We start from the raw sequence: 24,293 nt of genomic DNA, 5'->3' as shown, positions 1-24,293 counted from the left end.
TTTTACTCCCCGCTCGATGCGCCGCCTGTCGGCTCAGATTCTGCTGGGGTGCCACCGGCATTCATGGTCTGAACGACCTGCGCGGCGATAGCTGCAATGCGGGCCAGATCGTCATCACTTAAAGGACTGACCGCCGTCATGGCCTGTAAACTCTGACCTTCAACAAGAGCATCACTGTCATCCAGGATCTCGATGTTTTCGATCAGGCAGGCGCAGTCATAGTCTTCAATGACATAGGCTTCGTTAACGGATTCGAAGTTTTCCACCGCATCACGTTTAGGGTTATCGATCACGGCACGACGACGAGAGCCGTCCTGCCAGTAGATGGACAGATTATCCAGACGCGTGATGAGGATGGCATTCGACGGGAAGAAGGGAACCTGCACAGCCGGTTTTTGCCCGATACGCTTTTGACTTATCAGCATGTCGGCTGCCAGCGTTTCGGTGTTTGGCTGATCGCGATTCACGATAGGAAAATATTTGTCAGCGAGAAGGGCACTGCCAGTGATTGCGACCAGTTTCGTGTCTTCCTGATACCAGGTAGCGATTTTTTCGCTCACTGCCGCCATAACCAGGGCGTCAAGATTTTTGAAGTGGCCTGTTTTGCCGATTTTAATCGTTGAGGATACAACGGTCCCGTCTTCACCGATGATTTTGCTAAAAACATGCACCGGTGATTCGCGACGAATTTTCTCAAGCCAGCCGATATTCACATCCTGAAGCAGCGGATAGAGCAGCTTGTTGGAGGTTTTTTCACGCTTAATGCCGTTCCAGCCGACCATGATGCGATCAAGCGCCTGACGCTCAACAATGGCATTACGGATGCGGGTCTGGAAGTCTTTGTATTTCGCCCACAAATCCAGTTTTTCATAGCGTAACAACGTATCGGAATTGGTTTGAGTACATTTGTACTCATCGCCATCGATGAACGTCGGATCGGTTGCTGAGCGCTCGCCCTGGGTGGTATCCGTGGTGGATGCAATAGGGCCATTGATACCCAGACCGAGGCGCTGCCCTGACTGCTCGTCTACCGGCACGATGTTGATTTGCTGAAGGAAGGAGGAAGACTCCTGAATTTTGGTTTCCAGTGTCTGGCTGACGGATGGATCGACGCTGTATTTCGACGTGACATCGTTGACGTTCACGTTGTTCAGCTTAGCCAGTTGCGTCAGATAACCATTAAATTTAAAACGTGTTTCTTTTTTCATTGAATAACGGCTCCGTTAGCAGTTGGTCAGTTCTTCAGCGCTGTCATTCCCGCCTGTTGAAAACGGGCGGCGTTCGCTGCGGTTATCTTGAGCGGCGAGCTTCGTTTTCAGCTCATTAAAATCTTTTGAGAGCAATTCCAGTTTCTGGTTGGTGTCGTCGTGCTTGCCGCTCATGCTGCTTACTGTTTCAGAAATCCCCTGACACTCCTGCGCAACCAGTTCTACGGCCTGATGGACGTCAGAAAAACGCGAGTCATCGCTGGCGCTTTTTTTGGTAAACAGTTCTTTGATGCGGGAAAACAGGGCGGGTTTTTCGATCACATCTTCAAATTCAATGACCGTCTCTTCTGCAGCGGTAAACAGGTTGTCTGCATCCAGCTTACGAGATGCCAGCGGGTTAGCTTTTGCCGTCGCGGAGAAACTCAGGTACTCAGTACCCAGGCTTGCCGGGTCGTCAGTGACAGCCAGACCTACCAGGTAAGCTTCGCCGGTATCCGCGAACTTCGGATTAACTTCAATGGAGGTGTAAATCTTCTGGCGGGCTTTTGTCAGCTCAACCAGATCCTGAGTTGGGTCAATCCAGCCGTACAACGCGAGTTTCCCGGCTAACTGGCCTTCGCTGATTTCTTCAGCTTCCAGTTGTGTCACATCACCGAAACGGCGAAACGTGCTGTCAGCCGCGTAGCCTTTGATGTGTTCCATGTTCACGCGAGCACCATAAACGGTTGGGTTGTAACTTTTCGCCATTTGCTCAATCCATTCGCGAGAAATTACACGTCCGTCAGTAGTTGCACCCTCGACAGCAATGCGAAAGCGCTTTGATTTTTTTGCGGTCTGTCCTGCCATTTTTCCGGCTCCGGTTGGTTCGTAACATGTTCAGAGCCTTATGTTTGCGGCGAGGGGGTAAGAGAGACAATGACGGGCAATTGTGCCGAAAATGGCACAACAGGGCAGGGAGGTGAAGGAAAGCGGCGAGCCGTAGTCTTGCGGCATGAACACGACACTGCTCAACCCCGATCTTGACCCGCGTAAACAGGCCATGTTCCTGTATTTCGGCGGCATTCGCATAGCCCGCATTGCTGAAATGCTGGGCGAAAAACCCGCAACGGTACACAGCTGGAAAAAGCGCGATAAATGGGCCGACGTTGGCCCGCTTGAACAGATGCAGCTCACGACGGCAGCGCGTTATTGCCAGCTGGTCATGAAGCAGCAAAAGGAGGGGAAGGACTACAAAGAAATTGACCTGCTATCACGCCAGGCAGTTCAGCAGGCACGGATCGGTAAATTCAATGATGGCGGTAGTGAAGCCGATCTCAATCCCAAAGTAGCAAACCGCAACAAAGGCCCACGCAAGCCTCCTGAAAAAAATCTGTTCACCGAAGAACAGATCGAAAAACTGGAAGATGTTTTCCGTGCCGGCATGTTTGAGTATCAGAAACACTGGTGGCGCGCTGGCGTTGATAACCGTATCCGCAACCTGCTCAAATCCCGCCAGATTGGTGCGACGTACTATTTTGCTCGCGAAGCGCTGATTGATGCCCTGACCACCGGGCGAAACCAGATTTTTCTATCAGCCAGCAAGGCGCAGGCCCACGTTTTTAAACAGTATATTATCGAGTTTGCTAAAGAGGTTGATGTAGACCTGAAAGGCGACCCGATGACATTGCAAAACGGGGCAACGCTTTATTTTCTGGGAACCAACGCCCGCACTGCGCAGAGTTACCACGGCAACTTGTACCTGGACGAATATTTCTGGATACCCAAATTCCAGGAGCTGCGCAAAGTGGCGTCCGGCATGGCGCTGCATAAAAAATGGCGTCAGACCTATTTTTCAACGCCATCAAGCCTGACGCACAGCGCCTATCCGTTCTGGTCTGGGGCGCTGTTCAATAAGGGCCGCCCGAAAGCTGATCGCGTTGAATTCGACCTTTCTCACACACACCTGTCGCGGGGTGTACGGTGTCCTGATGGGCAGTATCGGCAGATTGTTACGATTGAGGATGCCGTAAACGGCGGCTGTAACCTTTTCGACCTCGATCAACTGAGGCTGGAATACAGCCCGGATGAATATGAAAACCTCCTGATGTGCCAGTTTGTTGACGACCTGGCGTCTGTTTTCCCTCTCGCAATGATGCAGGGATGCATGGTTGATAGCTGGGATGTTTGGGAAGACTTCGAACCGCTGCTGATTCGCCCATACGGCTGGAAACCGGTCTGGATTGGTTACGACCCGGCGAAAGGCACGCAGAATGGCGACAGTGCCGGGTGTGTGGTCATTGCACCGCCTGACGTTCCCGGCGGCAAATTCAGGATCCTCGAGCGTCATCAGTGGCGAGGCATGGACTTCCGCGCCCAGGCGGCAAAAATAGAGGAACTCACGCGCCGTTACAACGTGGTTTATATCGGTATTGACTCAACCGGCGTAGGCGACGGTGTTTACAGGACCGTAAAACAGTTTTTCCCGGCAGCCCGTGAATTTATCTATAACCCCAACGTTAAAAACGCCCTGGTGCTTAAAGCCTGGGACATTATCAACGCCCGCCGCCTAGAGTTCGACGCGGGTCTGACCGATATCGCGCAGAGCTTTATGGCTATCCGGCGCGCCACCACCGCCAGCGGCAATCGCCCGACCTACGAAGCAGGACGCAGTGAGGAAGCCAGTCACGCCGACCTGGCCTGGGCCACCATGCACGCACTATTTAACGAACCGCTGGAAGGAACCACCGCCAGCAACAGCTCTATTGTGGAGATTTTCTGATGGGCAAACGTAAGTACCAAAAAGTAAGCGGACGCAGCCAACCCGTTTCGAACATGGCCAGCACTAGCAGCTCTGCCCATGCAGAGGCTTTTTCTTTTGGCGACCCGATCCCCGTGCTCGACCGGCGCGAGTTGTTTGATTACCTTGAATGTGTGCAGGTTGACCGCTGGTATGAACCACCAATCAGCATGGATGGACTGGCGCGAACTTACCGCGCAGCCGTCCACCACAGCAGCGCCATTCAGGTAAAGTGCAACATTCTGACGAGCACGTTTAAACCGCACCGCTTGCTGTCGCAGCAGGCTTTTTTGCGTTTCGCCCAGGACTTTCTGACATTTGGTAACGCCTATCTTGAGCGTCGTGTTAACCGTCTCGGGCAAACTCTGTCACTTCAGCCGTCACTGGCGAAATACACCCGCCGGGGAGTGGATACGGATCAATACTGGTTCGCGCAGTATGGCTACAACAAGCAGCCCTACGCCTTTGAACCCGGCAGTGTATTTCATCTGATGGAACCGGATTTGAACCAGGAGCTGTACGGCCTACCGCAATATCTGTCTGCCATCCCGTCAGCCCTGCTGAACGAATCGGCTACCTTGTTTCGCCGCAAATACTACCTGAATGGTAGCCATGCCGGGTTCATCATGTACATGTCTGACCCTGCTGCAGATCAACGTGACGTGGACAACATCCGCGAGGCACTGAAGAAATCGAAAGGGCCGGGTAACTTCCGCAATCTGTTCATGTACTCACCTAACGGGAAGAAGGACGGGATTCAGATCATTCCACTCAGTGAAGTTGCTGCAAAGGATGAGTTTCTGAATATTAAAAATGTGTCGCGTGACGATATGCTGGCGGCTCACAGGGTGCCGCCTCAGTTGATGGGGATTATCCCTACCAACACGGGTGGGTTTGGGGATGTTGAAAAAGCTGCGAAAGTATTTATTAGGAATGAATTAATCCCTTTGCAAAAAAGAATTAGCGAACTAAATAATTGGATTAATGAAGAAGTTGTTACCTTTATAGACTATGAGCTATGAAGGTAAAGCTAAAGCCACAAGGTGGCTTTAGCTTTTACTTTTGGGGTTTGATTGTGGGAATTCCATCTGGATTTTTCTTCGCTGAAGGAATAATTTTTTTTCGTTTGTCAAATGCTTCATTTATATATTTTTCTGGGTTTAAGAAAAACCTTGAATACCTGATTATAGAACAATAAACCTCGCTATCGTTAAAATGTGGTTCAGTTTTTTTAACGGCATAACGATGATTTGCTGCAACTAAGTAAGGTACGTAATTATTATAAGATGATGTGATTTCTCTTAATGATCCGCAATTACATGTAGCAACTGTACAAGTGCCCGCTTTAAATATTTCATCATATATTTCATCACGAACAACAGCCAGAAGACCTGTTGGTTCTCCCCAGAGTGCAGCTTGAATTTCAGAGTTTACAAATGGCCTTAATGTTGTTTCTTTACCCACAAGCACAACTACAACTGTAGAATCACCGATGTAATCCTCCCTAATTGTACGCATTATAGTTTCTTCGTTATTGTCTACATTTATATCCCCATCTGACACTGATTTATCAATGAATGACACGCTGCCATACTTGGTAATTATTTCATCTTTCAAATCTTGTTCATTGTCGTGATGATAACTTAAAAAAGTTTTATGCATTATTAACTCCATTTTTCTGTATCTACTTGAAATGTTTTTTTAACTTCATCATTGAAGAATGCATTTAGCTCTTCAATGTCTTTTAAGATTTGTTCGTAATTGTAATAGTGTTTTTGTAGTTCTCCAATAGGGGTTCTATGATATTTAACCGAGGATTCTATACCGTCTATGTTAATATCTATCGAATCATTCTTTGCAATAAAGTTATGCCATCTGCGGTAGTTATTCTGATGAGTTGTTAAGAATTTATTTAGTTCCCTAAGCATTTTGTTTGCTAATGAATACAGGTGAGCATCTCTACGATGATGAAGAATTTTCATCTCAGTCCGCAAAAAAACATACACTTCAAAAAAAGAATTCAGTGTTTCTTCAAGTGAATCATATTCTTTTGAGTATTTGAATAATGTTCGCTTTGCATCCAAAAAATTCATCACGCTTTTTATGAAAAGGGTATCTGAATTGTTGAATAATATATTGATACCCCCAAAGTTGAGCTGTTCAATCTTTAATGAGTATTTTTTTAATAGGACACCTATAAACAAGAAATAAGCAACGAAGAATAAAATGAAAACTGACAGGAGAGATTTTATTACAGATGAGTTATTAATAAAATTCTTAGTAAACCAAACGTCATCAACTGAGGGGAGGCTAAAACTACCCATCATTACTATTAATAAGAAAAACAACGAACCCCAAATAATCAATTGCTTCCACATTAATAACTCCTTGAAATTATTTCAACTCCAACAATCACTGCGGGATTACTGATCATGATCTTATACATTATATTAAGATTAATCTTAAGAAAGTAAAAGCGTAAACCATTGTCGCAGTAAAAATTCTGACCTTAATGGACATTTTTGTCGGAACAATAGCACGCATAAGTTTTCCACTTAAACTTCGCCTCCGAGGGCGGATAGATATCAAGGCTGGTAGCAAGGACCGTATACCATTCACAACTCCCTGATTCATGATTAATATCGAGAGCGTGTAATACTCCTCAATGGTCATCTCCAGTGCTTGGTGCGGGCGCTCTTGGTTGTAGATTGAGGGTTGGTGTCAGAGGTAGATAAAAGGATTAGTTTTGAACATTCAGAACGTTAGTCTGAGTGGTATGATGTTCGCTCACCGCGTGCAACTTCAGATGATGGGTGTTGTGTCGTTTACTGCTTGGGGATTTGGTCGGGCCAGTCGCGTCTTTGTTGCCAATGAACTATTTCCTCTACACCAGCGACAGCAGGAGTTGAATGACTGGAACAGGGAAGAAGTGAGCGTATTTGAGCCATAAAAACTTGAGGACTTCTAAAAGAGAGGTTCGAGGCCACAGCAATGTGGTTTTTTTACTTAGGCACCATTTTGAACACGTAGTCTAAAGTCCACTGCCATGTCGTTGTCATGACGAATTTATAATCTTCCTCTTCCAAAAAAACAGGGTGACCATGTCTTGTTCCATCGGAATGAACCTTAATACCATCAATAATATCTTCTTTTGTTAACCCCAGGAAATCTCTAAAGGCATACCACTCTTCACACTTCTTGGGAGATAATCCTTGTGTAAAATTGTAATGGTTTTTCAGAGACTCAAGAGCGCGGTAACAGTAAAAGGCTGCATCGTCTCGGTTGGATAATGCCGATTTGAGATCATTCATTGCGCGTGAGAAAAAAGTTCCTTCCATATTTGTCGTCATAGCGCGCAGTTTCTTATCTAAAACTTCAAAATCCTGACCAGCCATAAAATTACTGATGTAAGAATTATCAATTCCAAACACTCGATCTAGTCCGACTTCAAGGTTAACTACACGGTCAACAGATAACTTAAAATCATACCCTAAAATGAAGCCAAGCCTTGCCAACTCGCCATTTATCAATCCTTCTACAGCGTTTTTGAGCGCAAACTCATTGACATGGACATCCGTAGTAATTTCAGCGAATAGTTGATTGCATAAGATTCTGGCCTCGCAATACCACCTGCCAGGGTTTTCACCTATCCCGAAATGAACCTTTAAGGTTTTGTCATAAAGTGCCGCCCTTTGCGGGTGCACCACTCCTGTAAAAATATACTTTTGCAGGGTCATTATCATATAGCTCAAATAGTAAAATATCACATTTCGATAGAATACCATCTAGAGCACCTAAGAAGCTTTCTGCGGGCCGTTTTATTTTATCCGTGATAGATACCTCTCAAAGATTGAAGCTGTCAACAGACCTGAGATCGTGCCGGATTTCCATGATTTTATCCCATTATGCGCGCTCGTAGCCCCGCCACGCCCGCCCGCTTTATGCATGGTTTTTCATGCAGGTGCATGGATAACGAAAAAGCCCGCCAGAGCAGGCGGGCCAGAGGATAAACGATCCTTTTCCGATCATTCAGTTTCATGCACCATAGTCATGCATTACTCAGGAGTTGCTTCTGGCGGTACTTTTTTCTTCCTGGTCGCAGCTCTTTTTGTTAATGGTCGACCACTATTGCGATCTCGTTCTTCATCTCGCTTAAATTTTTCATAGGTTTCAGTATCAAAGAATGAAATCGTTTCAATCTCATCTTTTGGCATCAACACCCTGAAATCACTGATATTTAATCTCGACATCCCACTTATGATACCACTCTCTAAATAGTGCTGATGATAGTTTGTGGTGATGTTAATTGTCAGATCATCTTTATCCCTATATCCACTTAACATCGGGAGTAGTTCCAAATGCTCAGATTGCCCATTTTCTAGAGCCGGGCATGTGACTAACCCAACATAAATTTTGCGTGTAGATAAGGTTACTATTACAGGAAACTGCCGAGCTGACGCTTCAACAAGCAGGGATTCGAAAGCATTTGTACCCACGACCTTTGCTAAGGCATCCCATCGGCGATCTCCTTTTTTTGTTTTTAGTTTGCTTAAAAAACCAAAAAGAGCTGATAGAAGGATCGACAGAACTACCCACGCGACTTGCTTTATTTCATTTATTCGCTGTGTCTTGTCGGTAGTTGTGGAAAGCATTCCATTGAAGCTGTCAGTCGTAAGGCTAAGTGTCTTGGCTAGCCAGCGAAAACCACCTGTGACATTCAGCACGAAAGTTATAAACCCGCCCGCTAAAAAAAACACGACTCCCCAAGCAGCGACAAAAAAATAAGCGTCCCAACCAGTGGAACGCTTAAATGTATATCTTGTTGATAATGATAGGTTAACGTAGATAAATCCACTCACCAGTACAACAGCTAAAAGTAAAGTTGCCATTATTTTTGTCTGTAACGTGAATAGTATTTTGTTTTAACAGTGTATGGCTTGATGCTTTCGAGTTTGTCCATCTGGTCTTTGATTGCTTTTAGCGCATCTTCATTAGATAGATCGACACATACGAAACCGTCTTTGTTCAGATTCAGCTTGTCTTGGTTATCTTTTAGTACTTTTGCCAGACGCTCAATGGGGTTACCCAGTTTTAGTGCAGCAATGTTTGACATAATCCCTCCTAATCCGGCGGCGCAATGGTACACGTGGTCACCGTTGAGAACAACATATGCTTCATATCGATAAGACACCGATTTCAGCATCTTGTTGCATTAAAGTAACTTAAGTTGATTACCTCATTGAAGGCAACAAATTCATAAAATATTTATGACAAGAGAGCATATCTTGTGTCTTTCGCCAAAAAGTGGCACAACTGTAACTTCAAAACCCATACAGCTTCTCAGATAGCGCATCATTACAATGGCATGATGTTCAATGTTTTTGCATGCCAATTCCTGCTATTCAGTTTCCCTCCAAACCTGATTGAATCTGCCCTAAAAGAGTGGCATTTGCGGATCATGTTCGACAGGTATCGACCGTCGATATTGCTCGGCTTCGTAGTAAATGATGAATCTGTCAGCCTCATTACCAGAGATGGGATGGTCAGGCCCGAGCATGAAATACCCGTCAAATGTCCGACCTAGCCAGTAATCAGTGAAACCGGCACGCTGAAACAAAACCCAACCGCCGGGCTTATACTTTGTCAGCGCCTGCCCCTGGGGCACAGTCTGAAATCTTTGCTCTTGATTACCACCCATGATCTAACGCCTCGCGTCGCTCGTTGTTCAACCCCGCACCGGTCTAAAAGCAAGTTTTAGTCCGCTGCGACGTTATTATTAACTGCGTCGGTGCTCACCCTCCCTCACATCTCTATCCCAGAAATCCGCAATCAGCGCCGGTCGTCATTTTTGTCGTTATCCAACGTGATGTATTCCATTCATTCGGCTCTGTAAAAAATACTCTCTTCACGTTCAGTGCTGTCATTGTGCGTAAGATCAGCGATTAAACTCAGGGCCAATTTAAGATCTGACGGCTTGCAGTTTGCAATAAGTGAAATTTCCGCAATGAATTGCACGCACGCCATTTGATGCTGCAAACGACTAACATCCTCTACAACCATGAAATCCCTCCCAGCAAGGATACTGTATAAATATACAGTATCACGTAATTGCAAAAAGAGAAAAGGGGGATTTACGGATGAAAACGAACTTTTTGATATGGTTGTTTTGTCTGACTTATTAGCTACCTACGGAAAACAGGAAGATTGTCTTAATGGTTGGGGGGAAATTAGTCGTCTGGTGAAAAGGGGAAATATGCCCGCTAAAGCGCGGGCGCGTGACATGTCACATAATCAGTTTTACTTCATGCCATCCATTTGTAGCCCAGCATTTAGAATCGCCCTGGCATGGGCACGACGCAACCGGGAGGCTGTCGCCGCATTTCGTGCATTTCCTAGTGCTTATGGATTTAATGCGCCCGTGTGTTCGTGCATCATCCTGCCGGATCAGCATGGCGATGTATTCTCCATAGTCGTACGGCTCTTTGCCTGGGCGGCGCGCGGCGCAGTTGCGCGCCAGCATTTCTCTTTCTTGCCCATCCAGGATAACTTCAACTTTCTGCTCACCGGCGGCTGTTTGCCGGGCACGCTGCGCAGCCTTGCGCTGTGCTGCTGTTTTCGCCATTGAAAACCTCTCTATGTAATAAGGATGCAGAGTCAATCTGGTTTAGGGCAACCATAATCGCCAGGCGTTCAGATGCTGGCAGGGCCGCGTATTTATCTGCCCAACGCTTTGCTTTGCGCTTAATGCGGCTCCGGTCGTTATAGTCTTTTCCGGCAAATGTATGTGAATAGGCGCTGCCTGCGGCAAAGTTCATCCAGATTTTCTCTGTTCTCACGCCTCCCCGGGTCATGGCTTGAAATTCTCGCGTGCGCCAACCAGGTAGCGCATTGTCATAAACGGCAGACGGATAACCTGACACGATAATGCTAACGTTTTCCGGTAACGAACAAAGGCAATGTAACAAGCGGTAATGGTCGGTTAGTGTGTATTCGTGGCGATACCGTGCGGAGCTGGATCGCGTTTCTGGTAAATAGGGCGGGTCAGAATAAACCAAAACCTGACCCGCGCTGGCAAAGTCGAACCTCTGGAGGAAATCGACGGCATCACCAATATCTATAAACAGATTGTCTTCCAGGGCATCCAGAAATTCAGGATTGTCATTGTTGAATGACTCGACAGTATCTATGTCGATATCGATCCCCCAATTTTTCAGGGCAGGCGGCTTACGCAGCATGACAGCACCGCCGCCGAGGTGGGTTTCAATGTATGTATCATGCGGTGGCATCTCCGCGATGATTTTCTGATAGACGCCGCTGGCGGCCTTACTTCCCAGATAGCTCATTATTTTATCTCGCCTGCAGCAATGTCATTTCTGACAATACTGCAGCATGGTTAAAAATGACGGTGCTCGATGAAATGGCCAACACGATCAAAAGTGACTGTGTTCGTGTCTGGTACCGCATTGTTACTTCTAACCATGCGGTACCGAAGTGCCACATGAATGTGTATTTCTTTTCATGTCATATCCTTGTTGGTTGAATAAGCAGATCGCAGCCTTGTCACCAGTGTGTTGACCGTCTCTGCCGTTGATTGCGGTATTTTTTCTCGCGTTCGATAAAGCGCGCCGTCGCTTCGGGCGCAGTAAAAAACGCCGTCCAGGGCTATGCGCTGGCCCGCCATCAGCAGGCCTATTTCTGTTTCCCCGATATCCCAGCCAATCGACCGGGCAAAATCCCGGATTCGTTCGGCTTGCTCGCCCGGTTGATACCGCGCTGGAATCAGCTTCCGGCGCTCGCGTTTCTGCCGTTCCTCTTCATGGAATTCATTAGAAAGCCGCGCCGCGACTGCTTTTTTCTCTTTCCTGGGTAGTGCGGAGTAGTCCACGCTCGAGCTGGCAGCGTCATTTCCGACCATGGACAGGGGATCGGGTTGTTTTTCAACCGTTCGCGGCTCCCGCGTACAGTTATTGACAGAACTCCGAGGGGCGGCGCTGCCGCCTGAAACGTCAAAATCAAAACCGGGAGCGTCGGCGTCGGCACGCTTCGGAACGATTTTGTATTGAGTTGTACGGGTATAGATAAGGGATGACTCCCCCGCGAAGGGGCAATAGATACCGGAGATGGTTGTCACGTCATCGCCATACGCGTTACCGTTTTCGGTGACGTCATAACTGAGGCGAACCCTCAGACAATCACGGGCAACAAGCGGGCCTCCCTGCGCGGAAATGTACGCCGCCCAATTTCCCTCATCGGCGGCGGTATGGGCCTCAGCGATTTCCGGGTGCAGGACTAACTCTCGATCACGAAGACGGCGCAATTCGCGATACACCGTGACGGGTGCACCGCCAATCTGCTGAAACTGGCGTATAGCCCAGCGCGATGACCATGCGCTGACGCGCCGAGCCATGTCCTTCAACGGCTCGCCGGTAACATCGTCTTTTTCGTCATCCAGCGCGTAGCCATCTATGTTTTTGCTGATGTACTTCGCGATATACCCGGTGGCGCTGCCTTTCTCTTCTTCAATCGGTTTGCACAGAAAACGATTCTCCTGCGCGCCGGGTTCATGCCCGTCCTCCTTAAGTGCGTATTTGCGGAAGATTGCCCGGACAAATTCAACATGTTCAGGGCGCATGAACAGCAACAGATGCCAGTGGGGTGTCGCGTCATGATGAGGTTCCACTACACGGAAACCGAAAACACGGACGCCCTTTCTTTTCCATGCGGCGCGGGTTCTTGACCAGACTTTGCAGAGATAATGCTGGGTATCACGGGGTGATGCTCCCAGGTATTTATCATTCCTGCGCCCGTTGCTTTGGGTGGCGTGATAACGGGACGGTGCTGTCAGCGTGTAGAAATCACCGACCAGTCCGGCCTCTTTCGCGAGGTCTTCAAAACCGCGCATGCGTACCATCAGCTCACTTCGACGAATAGCCGGGTTTGCAATGCTGCCGTGTACTTTGTCGGCCAGGGAAATACGCTCGCCGGTGTCCTGGTCTTCCAGTTCCATTGCGTTGATATATTCACGGTTGGCCTTTTTCTGGGCCTGCCATTCACTGACGCATGGATCGCTGGCGTAAGGTGCAGATTTCTTTTGCACATACCCTGTCGCAATCATCAGATGTTCACGCCAGCGGGCGTGCATACGCCGCAGGCGATTAAGCCACCATGCCGGAGTCTGAAGGCGGGCCACTGCACTAAGTGCCGTTTCTGCTTCCAGCGTTTCGTCGCAGTAAGCGCGCCAGGCCGGAACGCTTGTATTCAGGTGTGATGCCAGAAAACCCATGCGCCCATAACCTGAAAGGGTAGAAAAATGTGGGTCTTCAGTCCGGGCCATCTGGAAATCAAACTCGCGCATAAACTCGCTGCCCATGATGTCAGCCAGGTTATGCGCCAGTCGTTTCATCTCTTTTTTGCCAGCCCAAAGCAAACGCCAGAATTGATCACGCAGTGGCATCAGCACCGCAGGAAAGGCTCCCTGCGGCAGATATCGGTCATTTACGCTGTCAAAGCGGCTGAGCACGTGACGCTCGAAAGTTTTAACCAGCCAACTATCTGCGGTGGCCTTTCCTTTGCTGTCGAGCTGATCCAGCTTCTGGGTGTAGTAGCGGCGAATGTAATGCGGTAGAGCCGCCAGGCGGCGGCGTACCGTGCGAGCGCGTTCCGGCGGCTCATCGACTTCAATTAAATCCTGAGTGGAAAGCCATTTGCGGCTTCCATCCGGGGTCAGATAGGTGAAGCCGCCCGCGCTTTTGGTGAATTCCGGCCCACCAATCGCGGGCCGTGGCTCATTCCATGGATAGGCAAAATCTGCCGTCATGGCTTCGTCTCAATTTTTAAATACGGCTTGCTACCCTTGCCGATTGCAGGACATTCAAAAGACAAAACGGAATAGGAGTCATTAACCGGGTCATACTCCATCGTTACTTCTGCGGATCGATCACCTTGCCCTGGGTCATAGCCCTTAATATGTAAAGTTCCTTTCTTTGTAATCCGAGCCGCTTCCTGGACTAACGAAGACGCCTCACGGGTGCTAAATAATTCGTAAAATGTGTTTGCAGTGTTTTGTGGTGTGGATAACAAAATCGTCCTGACTGCGGCGTGCCAGCTCTGCTTGTTTTTTGAAACGGCAATGATTTCCTTTGCGGCCTTACCGCTCCCAGCCTCGACACCTATGCTACGTTTGACATTGATCCGATGAAGGGTAAACGTGCGGTAAAGCGATGAGGTGAGAGAGGTATCTGCGTTAGATGCTATGACCGGATAACCTTCTGATGAACGGCGTTCAAGAATGGAAGCCAGGTGATACTGCTCATCGTCACCGAACCCGCTGAAGTGGTATCCGTTAAAGGTTCCGTCATACGGCGGGTCGCAGTAAATCACATCGCCAGGCAGCAACATGTTTAATGTTTCTTCAAAACTGGTGCAGATAAACGTGGCGCGCTGCGCTTTTTCGGCAAATGCACGTATTTCCTTTTCAGGGAAATATGCTTTTTTATAATTGCCGAACGAAACATTAAAACCGCCGCTCTGGTTATAACGGCAAAGCCCTCGATAAGAATGACGATTGAGATAAAGGAAATAGACAGCCCGGTGTAAGCACCCCAGATCGTTGTCATAATTGAACGCTTCGCGTGCGCGGTAATAACTTTCTGCAAGACTATGGCTACCGAACATTGCGCGGGCCAGCTCGATGAATTTTTCCGTATCGCTGCTGATGACACGGTACATATTGATCAGATCAGGATTGATATCTGCAATGAGGTACGCCGGATAATCAGTCGCCATCATCACGGCACATGAACCCGCGAACGGTTCTACCAGGCGTAATCCTGCGGCGGGCAGGTGCTCTAACAATTCATTCATAATGGCGGTTTTATTGCCCGCCCACTTCAGAATGGTGCTCATAATCCACCCCTATAGTGTTTGCTTTTCAGTTCGGTTACGGTCTGACAGGTCACGCAGGTGTCAACGCCAGGCACGGCGATGCGGCGCGCTTCAGGAATTGGAGTCCCGCAGCTGTCGCAGAAGAAAAGAGAAACCGCAGCGGAATTGCTGCGGGCGTTTTTGATGTGGCGCTCACGCTCTTCCTGCTCGCGCTCCTGCACATGATCCATTGCGTCAGCCATCAGTGAGTCTCCTGCGCTTCGTTGCGGATTTTTTCGGCTTCCTGACGAAGCAGCTCAGCGGCAAGACGAGGCTGCATTTCACGGGAAACGATATGTGAGGCCATAACCTCCAGACGTGCCGCCATGACGTCAGCACGCCCGCGACGTTCTTCCATGCGGGCTTCAGTCAGAATTGCATTCAACCCGGCATCATCCTGGCCAACTTTGGTTTTAAGGGTTTCGATATTTCGCATTGTGCTAACTCCAGATTTTGAGCAAAAAAATACCCGGCGGGTTTACGCCATAAATTGCTCGATTAATTAGTGAGAGGTAGCCCGCTGTATGCGGGCTTTATAATCAGGACTTCTTCAACATCGGTATAACTAAGGCAACTACGCCAGCGACTAACACCCCGTCAGCTAGCATGGACATTGCGCGGCTGGCAAAGTCGACAGCAACCACCAGGAACAAAAGAAGGGCAGCTGCTGCTATGCGTAATTTGCCAATCACAGATGATTTTCCAGACGCAGGCCGAGGATATTGGCGATTTCTTCCAGCACCTTACGTTCTTCCGGCTCTACTTCGCCGTCTGCTTCAGCAATTGCGACAGCTACATCCAGCACATCTTCAGCTTCGCGGGTATCGTGTTTAACGTCTTCAATTTCGCGGAGTGCAGCACGACGACCAATTTTAAAGTTGGTATCGAGCTGCCCAATGATTGTTGAACTGATGCCATTAATCTCAGACGTGAATGCTGCCAAAGCCGGTTGATTGCGTAACACCTGCTCGATTTTGGCCTTTTCTGATGGTTCACACTCGCCATCAGCATAAGCAACCAGATAAGCCGCATTAACTACCGCCTGAGCCAAGTCACGTTTTTCAAACTTTTTAACTTCAGATGCTGCGTGGCGTACTTTTTTACGGAATCCAAACATTTTTACTTCCTCATTTTAAAAAGGTCAGAAATCAACCGGGTAAATTTTTGTCAAACTCTGAGATAAAGCGAGGGATGATATTTCCCCATCGCGATATTTCATTCATTGCCTTGATAATTAATAAACGCTTACTTTCATCGAACGATTCAAACGGCTCACCTATATCGCGCTCCTGAAAAGTGCCGGGGGTGCTGCGGTTCGCCAGAGTTAAAACAGTGAATTTAAAATCACTGCTCATTTTGTTGAACGTGCGCAGGGCGCGGTTATTAGTTGCGGTCAATTGTTTGTGAAAACGATTGATGCACTCTGCACCCGTCATTTTTTGTGTCTGCATATCGGCATTATTAAATGCACTCACGTCCGTTTTATTTGGCGCGGGTGTTGAGCTGTTGTTCATAACGCCTCCAGAAAAACTTCAAAAGCCGGGTTGATAACGACACTTTGGCTTTGGACTGCAATTCATTTAACAATGCGGACTGATCGCGGCATGGGTGCCAGGGTTTGCCATCCTTTCCCATTATCCATCCGTTGCCATAATGCGGGGCCGGTGACTGGTGAACGAGAAGGGAAGCGAAAGATGGTCCGTTATCCATTCTGGTGTCCTCAAATCAGACCGAACGAGGCACCGAGGCCCGTCATGGTGTCGATGGCGCTTGCCATTGCCGGATTAGATTTCAACCTGGCATCTACCGCCAGAGCTGTTAGCGCGAGGAATCGCATACCAGCGTTGGCGTTTTCGACAATTACCTGGCGTGAAATATGGGTAAGCCGTGAAGCGCCAGCGACGTTTGCTGCAACCTGTCCGATCTGCGCGGTCGCCTGCATCACGTAAACAGGCAGCTTCTCTTTAGCCACTTCGTTCAACGGCACGCACGGCAAGCAGTGAATCTGAGCCAGAAAACCATCAACCAGCGTAGGGTCTTCAGTCAGGTCAGTCAGAATCCAGATTTCGCGGGGCGTTAGCTGGTGCGGTTGTTCCGGGTTGAGTTTGTTGTAAAGGGTATGTGGCTTGATACCAGCCTCTAAGGCCAACTCTTTAACGTTGTGAGTAGCTGCAAACTTCCTGCAAGCATCATCGAAGTGTTTATGTGACGAAATGCGAAAATCTAACATGTTGGTATCCTTTTCAACTTGCATAATCGAGATGGTTAAGCAGCAACGTAGCGGCAGTTAATACCTTGTTGCAGCAAGCGACCACGAAACGCGACCATGTTGATACGGGCTGCACCACCATCTTTCCTGCGCGGCATGAGAAGGAGATCACCATCAGCAACCATCTGTTTTACGGTGCGGATGCTGTATCCATAGGCCACGGCGAACTCTTCATAGGTCATCAGATCGGGGCCTGATGGGATTGCAATTTGTGGAGCCATAGGGGAGTATCTCCGGTTAACTGTTGTTTTAGTGCATTGGCGTGCATTTCTAAATTATTGGTGAGATTAATTTCCATATGGAAATTTGTCAATCCATTTGAAAAGGTTTTTTTCCCATGACTGACAAACAAAACATGGCCCAGGAAGTTCTGGGGAGAATGAAAGAAGCGTACAACGTGCGAACAAACGCTGAATTCTCATCTAAGACTGGCGTGCCACAGCCCACCATCAGCAACTGGGTGAGCAGAGGGAGCATTCCTTTCAGATACATTTACGAATGCTCTCAAAGCACGGGAGCAGATATTGATTGGTTATCAAATGGAAATCTTGCAAATGCAAGAAATAACACCATTGAAGTTGCAAAAGTTAATCGTGCTGACTCTGTCTACACCAAACTGTTAGAAAACGGTGGGCAGACAGTTCTACAAAGAATCCTTATGGCATATGGCTTCACTTTGCAAAAACAGCTAGGTGAACTCTTGGGTATCTCTTCAGGGACTATGAGCACTTGGATAAGACGCGAATTTTTCCCGGGTGATGTTGTTGTCGCCTGCGCTTTAGATACAGGGGTCAATCTGGAGTGGCTGGCAACTGGGAAAGGTGAAATACGCGAGGATATGAAAAAGGACAAAGGGCGTCTTATCGATCATCTTGAACTTTTTGCAGGGCAAATATCTGATAAGGGCAAAGTGTTGATTGATAATAATCTCATCCCTTTAAGCGCGTCTTATCCCGTTTATCTTTCATCCTCTAAGATGTCCTGGATGGTCGATAGAGATAAAAATGAAATTGCCAGTGGCACGCTTCTTTTAAATGTTGATGGTGCTTTGGATGTCTACAATGTTTCAAAAATACCGGGAAATAAAATAACTGTCTGTAATGTAGATAATGGAGTTGAATTTACTTGTGGTACTGATGATGTCAAATCTGAAGGGCGCGTGCTAGTGACATACGCTTATAACGGGTGAGTGCCATACTATTTATTGCAATGGTTTTGTACGCTCATTCAAGTTTAAGGGATAATTTTACGTTGATTACGGGAAGATAACGATGAAAAAGCATATGAAAAAATTAATTCTGGTTACAAGTGTAATTCTTTTGTCTGGTTGTAAGTTGGAATGGTCTTCCGATATTTTATACTCGAAGCTATTTGATAAAAGCATTACCATTACTACATCCACTATCGTGACTGAAGTCGCTGCTTGTAACAGTTATGAAGACTCACGCAAGCCATCTGATTCACTTCTGCAAGTGCAGTCTGCCATATCTGATGTATTCCCCGATTCTAAATTTGATGAGTGTTTCACAAAGCACTTTAATTCTTATGCAAAATTCACCCTTCCGATTGCTTACGGCCCCGCAGAGTTACTTAAGGCTGAACACCCTAAACTCCGTGTCTTGTCATATAAAAATGAAGCCGTACTGGTGAATATTTCACCTACGTTAGAGGAAAAGCTGCAAAAATATCAAAATAATAAATTCAGCACGACTGACTTTAAACCATCTGATGTTTCCATAATCATTAACATTAAAAATGATACTAGTAGTGACAAGAAGATTAATGTTCAGGGAGCCTATTTAAATAATTTCCCCTTAATTAACCAAAGTGATATTGACTTCAAAAAAGGTGAATCCTTTAATTTTCGGTTGTCCAATGTCACTGCTGAAACAATGTTTTTACCATCTAAATATAAGCAATCTGCATTTTTCATGAGCACTGCGGGGGAGCAATGACCGTAGCTAAACTTTCATCCGGTAAATGGCAATGCGATTTCCGTCTTAATGGAAGGGACAGCCGTCGGGTTCGAAAAAGTTTTGACACGAAAGGCGAGGCCGTCGCCTATGAGGCTTATTGCAAAGAGGAAGCACAGGACAAGCCCTGGAAAGCAGACAAGGAGGATCGCCGCAAACTGAGTGAGATAATTGAGCTTTGGCATAATCTTCACGGGCAGGCTCTTGTTGCGCATAAATCGCGTCTCGCAAAACTTCACATTATTTGCAATGGCCTGGGTAATCCAATCGCTTCGCAGCTGACAGCAAAAGACTGGGCGCATTATCGCGATAAACGCCTGCGCGGTGAGATCGATAACGGTTATCACAAAGACCCTGCTGACTGGATAGCGAAGCCGATAACGGTAAACCGCGAGCAACAATATTTGGCGGCGGTGTTCAATGAGCTTAAGCGTCTGGGAGAGTGGAACCTCCCGAACCCGTTAGACGGTGTGCGTGTTTTTAAAGAGGCCGAAAAAGAAATGTCCTGGCTGACACCGCAACAAATTGTTGAGCTGTTCAAAGCCTGCGAGCTGTACGGAAAAGAATACCTTACTACGATCGTGAAAGTTTGCCTGGCAACCGGTGCGCGCTGGAGTGAGGCCGAGCGCCTGACACGTTCCCAGCTCTCACCCCATAAACTGACTTTTACCAAAACGAAGGGCAAGAAAAACCGGACAGTGCCGATCCCTCAGTGGCTGTATGACGAGCTGTCGCCAATGCAGGGGCGTTTGTTCCGGCCCTGCTATCAGGAGTTTAAAAAAATGTTCCGGCTGACAGATATCGTGCTGAGCGAAGGGCAGAAAACCCACGTATTACGACACACGTTTGCCGCTCACTTTATGATGAACGGTGGTAACATCCTTGTGTTACAAAAAATACTTGGACATGCCAACATCCGGGAAACCATGAAATATGCGCACTTTGCCCCTGACCATCTTGAAGAGGCCGCAGTGCTCAATCCGATAGCCGAACCGGCGTCTATGCTGTCCACACTCTGACCACGCAGCATGTATTTAACCGCACTCAGATGCACTAAGGATACATATAACTAGTTGTTTTATATAAAAATGGTAGTGTAATCAATGGGGTCGCCAGAAAGCGTCTTAACTAAGATTCGCTTTTGTGGTTTGCTATTAAAAGGGGGGCTTTTCAGTCCCTGTTAACCTCTTTGCCATAAATCGTTTACACTGTCCGCGCTTTAACAGGGGGATATGTGACGGATAAACAGCATCAGGCAATCTGGCAACGCGCGGCGGCACTGCTTGCGTTGTTTGCGATCCTGCTGATTATCATTGCTCCGCTTATCTCCGTCTCCCTGCAAAAGGATCCGATGAGTGCGATGCCAGGCATGCATCATGACATGAGCATGATGTCGATGGCCGGGCACCACGATATGGCTCCAGCCTCAGTACCTGTTGATCATGCTGAAGCCTGCGGTTACTGCGTACTTTTAGCGCATGTACCCGGTCTGCTGATGGCGCTGGTACTGCTGATCTCGTTTGTCCTTGAACGCATCCGTCTTTTCGTGCCTCGCCCGGTGCTCAAACACTGGCGATTTTTCCCCTGGCTCTGGCCTGATACCCGCGCACCGCCGCATCTGTCTGCTTCTTACTACTGATAAATCACTGTGCTCAGGCGCAGTAATACCTTTTTCTTTCAGGAAAGAAAAGTATGACGACCTGCACCCCGCGCGCGGCCTGGATTTCCCTGCTGCGTCGCCTTCATTTTTATATTGGGCTGTTTATCGGGCCTTTCATTTTCGTCGCGGCATTGACAGGCACACTTTACGTCGCCTCGCCACAACTGGAACACGGGTTATATAAAGAGGCGTTGACCGGTTCGGCATCCGGTGAAAAACAGTCGCTAGCCACACAAATCGCTATTGCAGAACAGGCAACCGGTGGCGACTTGACGATATCTGCTGTTCGCCCGGCACTGGTTGCCGGTGAAACCACACGTGTGATGTATGCTGATCCCAAGTTGGGTGAATCAGAGAGCCGGGCTATTTTTATCGATCCTGTGACATTGCAAGTGAAAGGCGATATGACCGTCTATGGTACGAGTGGAATTTTGCCGTTCCGCCAGTGGATTGATTATGCACACCGTTCTTTATTACTGGGAAATCCAGGGCGCATCTACAGTGAGCTGGCTGCATCCTGGATGTGGGTTGCCGCATTGGGTGGTATTGCACTTTGGTTTTCTACCCGCCCAAAACGGCGCATCAATAACCGGATACAAAACACGCGTCGTTTGCATGCGGGGTTAGGCTGGGCGTTGCTGGCGGGAATGTTGCTTTTCTCCGCGACGGGCCTGACCTGGTCGCAATGGGCGGGAGGAAATGTCGATAAAATGCGGGCTGCGTTCGGCTGGCTGACCCCGCAGGTTAATACTTTGCTGAGCAATGGTGCTGAATTCCATGACCCTCATGCTGAGCATCATATGCATCATGCCGGAATGAGAATGGCTGCTGAACCTATCGAACTGTCGCTCTTCGATAAGGTATTGCAGTCTGCACAGCGTGAAGGCATTAATGCCAGGAAGCTGGAGATCCGGCCCCCGCGTGATGCCTCCCGGGCCTGGACAGTGACGGAAATTGACCGCACCTGGCCCACACGTGTTGATGCAGTCGCGGTGGAGGGGGCATCTCTTCACATCATCGATCATACCCGGTTTACGGATTACCCTCTGATGGCGAAACTGACGCGCTGGGGTGTCGATTTTCATATGGGGATACTGTTTGGACTGCCGAATCAATTGGTGCTGATCGCATTTGGCCTGGCGCTCTGCGTGGCTATTGTGCTTGGTTATCGGCTCTGGTGGCTGCGTCGCCCGAAAGGTGCGCTGATAAACCCAGCCGAAACCCTGAGTCAGAGCTGGCTAAATTTGCCGATAACAGGTCGCGTAATGACGTTGTGCCTCACCATGTTGTTCGGGGTGGCGTTACCGGTGATGGGGGTAAGTATGGTGGTATTGTTTGTGGTGGACTATCTGCGCTGGCGGCAGGGCAGACTGCCTCAAATTCAGCAGAATGCATAATGATACAGGCGGGGAGACCCGCCTTTTTCATTTAAGGGATTACCAGGAGGACTGGGAGCGACGGTTTTTTACCTGGTACATATTTTTATCTGCTAGCTCCAGCAAACCCTCGGTCGTCGCATGCTCCCAGGTCAGGGCATAGCCGATACTGAGTGTCATGGTTGCCGTGCTCCCATTGCGTAAGTCGATGGGCTTGCTGAACTTCTGAGAAAGCTGAGAAGCAATACGCTGGACTTCTGCATCCGAGTGGACATCCGCGAGGATCATCGCAAACTCATCACCGCCAATACGGTAGGCGAGATGGTGACCAGCACCAAATTCCATCAACCTTCTGGCAATCTCAATAAGCACACAGTCGCCAGCGGAGTGCCCCCAGGTATCATTGATGCACTTGAAATTATCGCCGTCGAGAAAGAGTAGGGCAGAGCTGGCGCGTGAGGTTGTTTCTTTCATCAGGGTGGCGATGTTGCTGCGAAATGCCGAGCGGTTTGCAAGGCCAGTGAGCGGATCGTGAAGCGCGGTACGCAGTAATTGTGCATTCTTCGCCTGCAGGCGAAGTTGCCACTCTTCCATCTCATCCAACAGACTATTGAAATCTTGCGCAAAAAGATGGAACTCGGCAATGCGCTCATCGCTCACGCGGCGTGAAAAGTTACGGTTAGTGCGCACATCGTGAACCACATCGGTAATATTCTGCAAGGCTTCTGCGATCCCGTTATGCAGGCGTCGGGTGATCAAGAACGCAATGGCTGAGGCGAAAATAATGCAAACTGTCAGCACCAGTAGTGACAAAACGATGTAGTGACCAATCAGATTATCAAAGGCCTGTAACCTGATTTCACCAATGTAAAAACCGTTATGCAAGATAGGCTGGGTCACGGGGGAGGGGAGCAGCCAGCGACTCAGGAAACCATTAAACATGCTATGGGTGTCATCAGGTGACCAGTTCCAGCCTGCCACCAGGTGTTTATTACGATCCAGCACTTCAGCTTCGGAAAAATAGCCCTGTTGCCCCAGAGTTGTGAGCACGCTGGATGCAGCAGCCTCATCACCAAACACCAGAGCGGCCTCCAGACTGTGGCTCATGGTAATGCCAGTGAATTCGAGATTTTTCTGTGCATACTGCTGCAATGTGAATACCGATGCGATGCTCAACAAGAGCCAGATAAGCGTCATCGTAATGATGACACTTATGAGGCTGATTCGTCGCATCCGGCTAATAAACGTTGGGCGAGAAAATGTTTTATCCATCCTTGTTCTTCCGCGCTAGCATTAATACATCTGGGTTGACCCTGATCCCGCTTCGACTCAGCACATCCAGATTGACAGTGAAACTGACCCTGGCTGATTCAAAAAGCAAACAAAACGCACTTCCGCTCTGACACTCAGGATTTTGCTCCGCAATAAGCAGCAGCGGATGGGGGTGATAGTGATTCGCCAGTACATCCTGAAATGCCGAAGACTCGGTTCCAAAATAGATGCCGTCGCATTGTGCGTTGAGGGCTTCACTATCGTCGCTCACCATCACTGGAATGTAAGGCAATGATGCACCTTCACCGACGGTATTTAAGACAGTCGCATAACGTGAAGAGCTAAAAATACACAGCCTTGGTAGGCCTGTAAGTGAAGGCCATGTGGTGTAACTCACGATACCGGAAACTATCGCACGAACCATACGTGAGGGCTCCTGCACACGTTGTGCAAAAAGCGGGGTAAGGGAAAACGTTAAGAGAATGAGAAGCAGTAGCGGGCGAGCGTAATTTCTGTACTGAATGCCTGCCATGAGCCGCCGAATCATTACTACTAACAGATCTAAAGCCCACTCGTGACAAAGTAACATCGCAGTCTTCACACTTTGTTGCACACAATGTGAGGATTATATCGGTCTTCCCTGGCTGCTAATTTTGCCTCATTCACAATTCGGCGATTCAGTCTGCTTTCCATTGGCGATGGGGGAAATCACCATGAGGGCCATAAGACGGCAATTAAAAAGACCAAAAAGTGGACGCTGACCGCGCAAAGTACAGAATAATTATCTCTAAGTTATTGACGTTTTCAGCCTCATGCATTGCTACGTGTACCTTTTT

General features: G+C 48.1%; 29 protein-coding genes and 2 pseudogenes. 8 read left to right on the top strand and 23 right to left on the bottom strand.

Annotated elements, in window-relative coordinates; all coding sequences use genetic code 11:
* Positions 1–2: 2 nt before the first annotated feature.
* Together AC5JPW_RS20565 and AC5JPW_RS20560 are read right to left on the bottom strand one after the other, a co-directional pair.
* Complete coding sequence (locus AC5JPW_RS20565) at positions 3–1,208, bottom strand: phage major capsid protein, P2 family (RefSeq protein ID WP_494242946.1); 1,206 nt, start codon at positions 1,206–1,208, stop codon at positions 3–5.
* Positions 1,209–1,223: 15 nt separating this feature from the next.
* Positions 1,224–2,054: a GPO family capsid scaffolding protein gene (locus tag AC5JPW_RS20560; RefSeq protein ID WP_494242945.1), complete on the bottom strand. Its 831-nt coding sequence runs from the start codon at positions 2,052–2,054 to the stop codon at positions 1,224–1,226.
* A 145-nt stretch (positions 2,055–2,199) separates the two neighbouring features.
* Between AC5JPW_RS20560 and AC5JPW_RS20555 the strand changes: the two genes are divergently transcribed.
* On the top strand, positions 2,200–3,966 hold the full coding sequence (locus AC5JPW_RS20555; RefSeq protein WP_494242944.1) for a terminase ATPase subunit family protein: 1,767 nt from the start codon (positions 2,200–2,202) through the stop codon (positions 3,964–3,966).
* Positions 3,966–5,006, top strand: coding sequence for a phage portal protein (locus AC5JPW_RS20550; RefSeq protein ID WP_494242943.1), 1,041 nt, complete (start codon positions 3,966–3,968; stop codon positions 5,004–5,006). Before AC5JPW_RS20555 ends, AC5JPW_RS20550 begins: the two co-directional genes overlap by 1 nt.
* Positions 5,007–5,040: 34 nt before the next feature.
* Here AC5JPW_RS20550 and AC5JPW_RS20545 read toward each other — a convergent pair whose 3' ends face one another.
* Positions 5,041–5,646 (bottom strand): TIR domain-containing protein, encoded by a 606-nt coding sequence (locus tag AC5JPW_RS20545; protein ID WP_494242942.1) that lies wholly within the window; start codon positions 5,644–5,646, stop codon positions 5,041–5,043.
* Positions 5,647–5,648: 2 nt separating this feature from the next.
* Entirely contained in the window at positions 5,649–6,362 is a 714-nt protein-coding gene (locus AC5JPW_RS20540; RefSeq protein WP_494242941.1) for a hypothetical protein, read from the bottom strand.
* 368 nt (positions 6,363–6,730) lie between these two features.
* Here AC5JPW_RS20540 and AC5JPW_RS20535 point away from each other — a divergent pair.
* Positions 6,731–6,934: pseudogene (locus tag AC5JPW_RS20535) on the top strand (phage portal protein); the annotation flags it as partial.
* A gap of 52 nt (positions 6,935–6,986) precedes the next feature.
* Here AC5JPW_RS20535 and AC5JPW_RS20530 read toward each other — a convergent pair.
* From AC5JPW_RS20530 to AC5JPW_RS20450, 17 genes and pseudogenes are all read right to left on the bottom strand, one after another.
* Entirely contained in the window at positions 6,987–7,721 is a 735-nt protein-coding gene (locus AC5JPW_RS20530; protein ID WP_494242940.1) for a DUF8168 domain-containing protein, read from the bottom strand.
* A gap of 318 nt (positions 7,722–8,039) precedes the next feature.
* Positions 8,040–8,873 carry a hypothetical protein gene (locus AC5JPW_RS20525; protein ID WP_494242939.1) on the bottom strand — a complete coding sequence of 278 codons (834 nt, stop codon included), beginning with the start codon at positions 8,871–8,873 and terminating at the stop codon, positions 8,040–8,042.
* Entirely contained in the window at positions 8,873–9,097 is a 225-nt protein-coding gene (locus AC5JPW_RS20520) for a multidrug ABC transporter ATPase (protein ID WP_494242938.1), read from the bottom strand. The genes AC5JPW_RS20525 and AC5JPW_RS20520 overlap by 1 nt, the downstream gene beginning before the upstream one ends.
* 321 nt (positions 9,098–9,418) lie before the next feature.
* A complete protein-coding gene (locus AC5JPW_RS20515) occupies positions 9,419–9,682 on the bottom strand; it encodes a hypothetical protein (protein WP_494242937.1) in 264 nt (87 codons plus the stop codon).
* A 179-nt stretch (positions 9,683–9,861) separates the two neighbouring features.
* Positions 9,862–10,044, bottom strand: coding sequence for a hypothetical protein (locus AC5JPW_RS20510; protein ID WP_494242936.1), 183 nt, complete (start codon positions 10,042–10,044; stop codon positions 9,862–9,864).
* Between the two features lie 223 nt (positions 10,045–10,267).
* Positions 10,268–10,606: a hypothetical protein gene (locus AC5JPW_RS20505; protein ID WP_494242935.1), complete on the bottom strand. Its 339-nt coding sequence runs from the start codon at positions 10,604–10,606 to the stop codon at positions 10,268–10,270.
* Positions 10,545–11,327, bottom strand: a complete 783-nt coding sequence (locus tag AC5JPW_RS20500; RefSeq protein WP_494242934.1) for a DNA adenine methylase — start codon at positions 11,325–11,327, stop codon at positions 10,545–10,547. Before AC5JPW_RS20500 ends, AC5JPW_RS20505 begins: the two co-directional genes overlap by 62 nt.
* A gap of 173 nt (positions 11,328–11,500) precedes the next feature.
* Positions 11,501–13,801, bottom strand: coding sequence for a replication endonuclease (locus tag AC5JPW_RS20495; protein ID WP_494242933.1), 2,301 nt, complete (start codon positions 13,799–13,801; stop codon positions 11,501–11,503).
* A gap of 302 nt (positions 13,802–14,103) precedes the next feature.
* Positions 14,104–14,889, bottom strand: a pseudogene (locus tag AC5JPW_RS20490) (DNA adenine methylase); the annotation flags it as partial.
* Positions 14,886–15,110, bottom strand: a complete 225-nt coding sequence (locus AC5JPW_RS20485; RefSeq protein WP_494242932.1) for a TraR/DksA family transcriptional regulator — start codon at positions 15,108–15,110, stop codon at positions 14,886–14,888. The gene AC5JPW_RS20485 and the pseudogene AC5JPW_RS20490, both read right to left, overlap by 4 nt.
* A complete protein-coding gene (locus tag AC5JPW_RS20480; protein ID WP_494242931.1) occupies positions 15,110–15,343 on the bottom strand; it encodes a DUF2732 family protein in 234 nt (77 codons plus the stop codon). The genes AC5JPW_RS20485 and AC5JPW_RS20480 overlap by 1 nt, the downstream gene beginning before the upstream one ends.
* 103 nt (positions 15,344–15,446) lie before the next feature.
* Positions 15,447–15,599 (bottom strand): DUF3927 family protein, encoded by a 153-nt coding sequence (locus AC5JPW_RS20475; RefSeq protein WP_494242930.1) that lies wholly within the window; start codon positions 15,597–15,599, stop codon positions 15,447–15,449.
* On the bottom strand, positions 15,596–16,024 hold the full coding sequence (locus AC5JPW_RS20470; RefSeq protein WP_494242929.1) for a tellurite resistance TerB family protein: 429 nt from the start codon (positions 16,022–16,024) through the stop codon (positions 15,596–15,598). Before AC5JPW_RS20470 ends, AC5JPW_RS20475 begins: the two co-directional genes overlap by 4 nt.
* A gap of 31 nt (positions 16,025–16,055) precedes the next feature.
* Positions 16,056–16,421, bottom strand: coding sequence for a hypothetical protein (locus AC5JPW_RS20465; RefSeq protein WP_494242928.1), 366 nt, complete (start codon positions 16,419–16,421; stop codon positions 16,056–16,058).
* On the bottom strand, positions 16,390–16,617 hold the full coding sequence (locus AC5JPW_RS20460; protein WP_494242927.1) for a phage filamentation protein Fil family protein: 228 nt from the start codon (positions 16,615–16,617) through the stop codon (positions 16,390–16,392). Before AC5JPW_RS20460 ends, AC5JPW_RS20465 begins: the two co-directional genes overlap by 32 nt.
* A 10-nt stretch (positions 16,618–16,627) precedes the next feature.
* Positions 16,628–17,137, bottom strand: coding sequence for a phage regulatory CII family protein (locus tag AC5JPW_RS20455; protein ID WP_494242926.1), 510 nt, complete (start codon positions 17,135–17,137; stop codon positions 16,628–16,630).
* Between the two features lie 35 nt (positions 17,138–17,172).
* Positions 17,173–17,397, bottom strand: a complete 225-nt coding sequence (locus AC5JPW_RS20450) for a hypothetical protein (RefSeq protein WP_485888685.1) — start codon at positions 17,395–17,397, stop codon at positions 17,173–17,175.
* A gap of 116 nt (positions 17,398–17,513) precedes the next feature.
* On the opposite strand from AC5JPW_RS20450, the gene AC5JPW_RS20445 reads away from it, so the two are divergent.
* The 5 genes from AC5JPW_RS20445 (at position 17,514) to AC5JPW_RS20425 (ending at position 22,206) form a co-directional block, all read left to right on the top strand.
* Positions 17,514–18,365: a helix-turn-helix domain-containing protein gene (locus tag AC5JPW_RS20445; protein ID WP_494242925.1), complete on the top strand. Its 852-nt coding sequence runs from the start codon at positions 17,514–17,516 to the stop codon at positions 18,363–18,365.
* A gap of 82 nt (positions 18,366–18,447) precedes the next feature.
* A complete protein-coding gene (locus AC5JPW_RS20440; RefSeq protein ID WP_494242924.1) occupies positions 18,448–19,131 on the top strand; it encodes a DUF7424 family protein in 684 nt (227 codons plus the stop codon).
* Positions 19,128–20,168 (top strand): phage integrase, encoded by a 1,041-nt coding sequence (locus tag AC5JPW_RS20435; protein ID WP_494242923.1) that lies wholly within the window; start codon positions 19,128–19,130, stop codon positions 20,166–20,168. Before AC5JPW_RS20440 ends, AC5JPW_RS20435 begins: the two co-directional genes overlap by 4 nt.
* Before the next feature lie 215 nt (positions 20,169–20,383).
* On the top strand, positions 20,384–20,788 hold the full coding sequence (locus tag AC5JPW_RS20430; protein ID WP_494242922.1) for a DUF2946 domain-containing protein: 405 nt from the start codon (positions 20,384–20,386) through the stop codon (positions 20,786–20,788).
* A 53-nt stretch (positions 20,789–20,841) separates the two neighbouring features.
* Positions 20,842–22,206 (top strand): PepSY-associated TM helix domain-containing protein, encoded by a 1,365-nt coding sequence (locus tag AC5JPW_RS20425; RefSeq protein WP_494242921.1) that lies wholly within the window; start codon positions 20,842–20,844, stop codon positions 22,204–22,206.
* Between the two features lie 39 nt (positions 22,207–22,245).
* Here AC5JPW_RS20425 and dgcN read toward each other — a convergent pair whose 3' ends face one another.
* Positions 22,246–23,457, bottom strand: coding sequence for a diguanylate cyclase DgcN/YfiN (gene dgcN / locus AC5JPW_RS20420; RefSeq protein ID WP_494242920.1), 1,212 nt, complete (start codon positions 23,455–23,457; stop codon positions 22,246–22,248).
* Entirely contained in the window at positions 23,450–23,989 is a 540-nt protein-coding gene (yfiR, locus tag AC5JPW_RS20415) for a regulatory sequestration protein YfiR (RefSeq protein ID WP_494242919.1), read from the bottom strand. Before yfiR ends, dgcN begins: the two co-directional genes overlap by 8 nt.
* Between the last annotated feature and the right edge of the window lie 304 nt (positions 23,990–24,293).

It is taken from the genome of Phytobacter sp. (genome assembly GCF_059074235.1).
The sequence above is the reverse complement of the archived record's forward strand: the minus strand, read 5'-3'. Positions and strand labels throughout refer to the sequence as shown.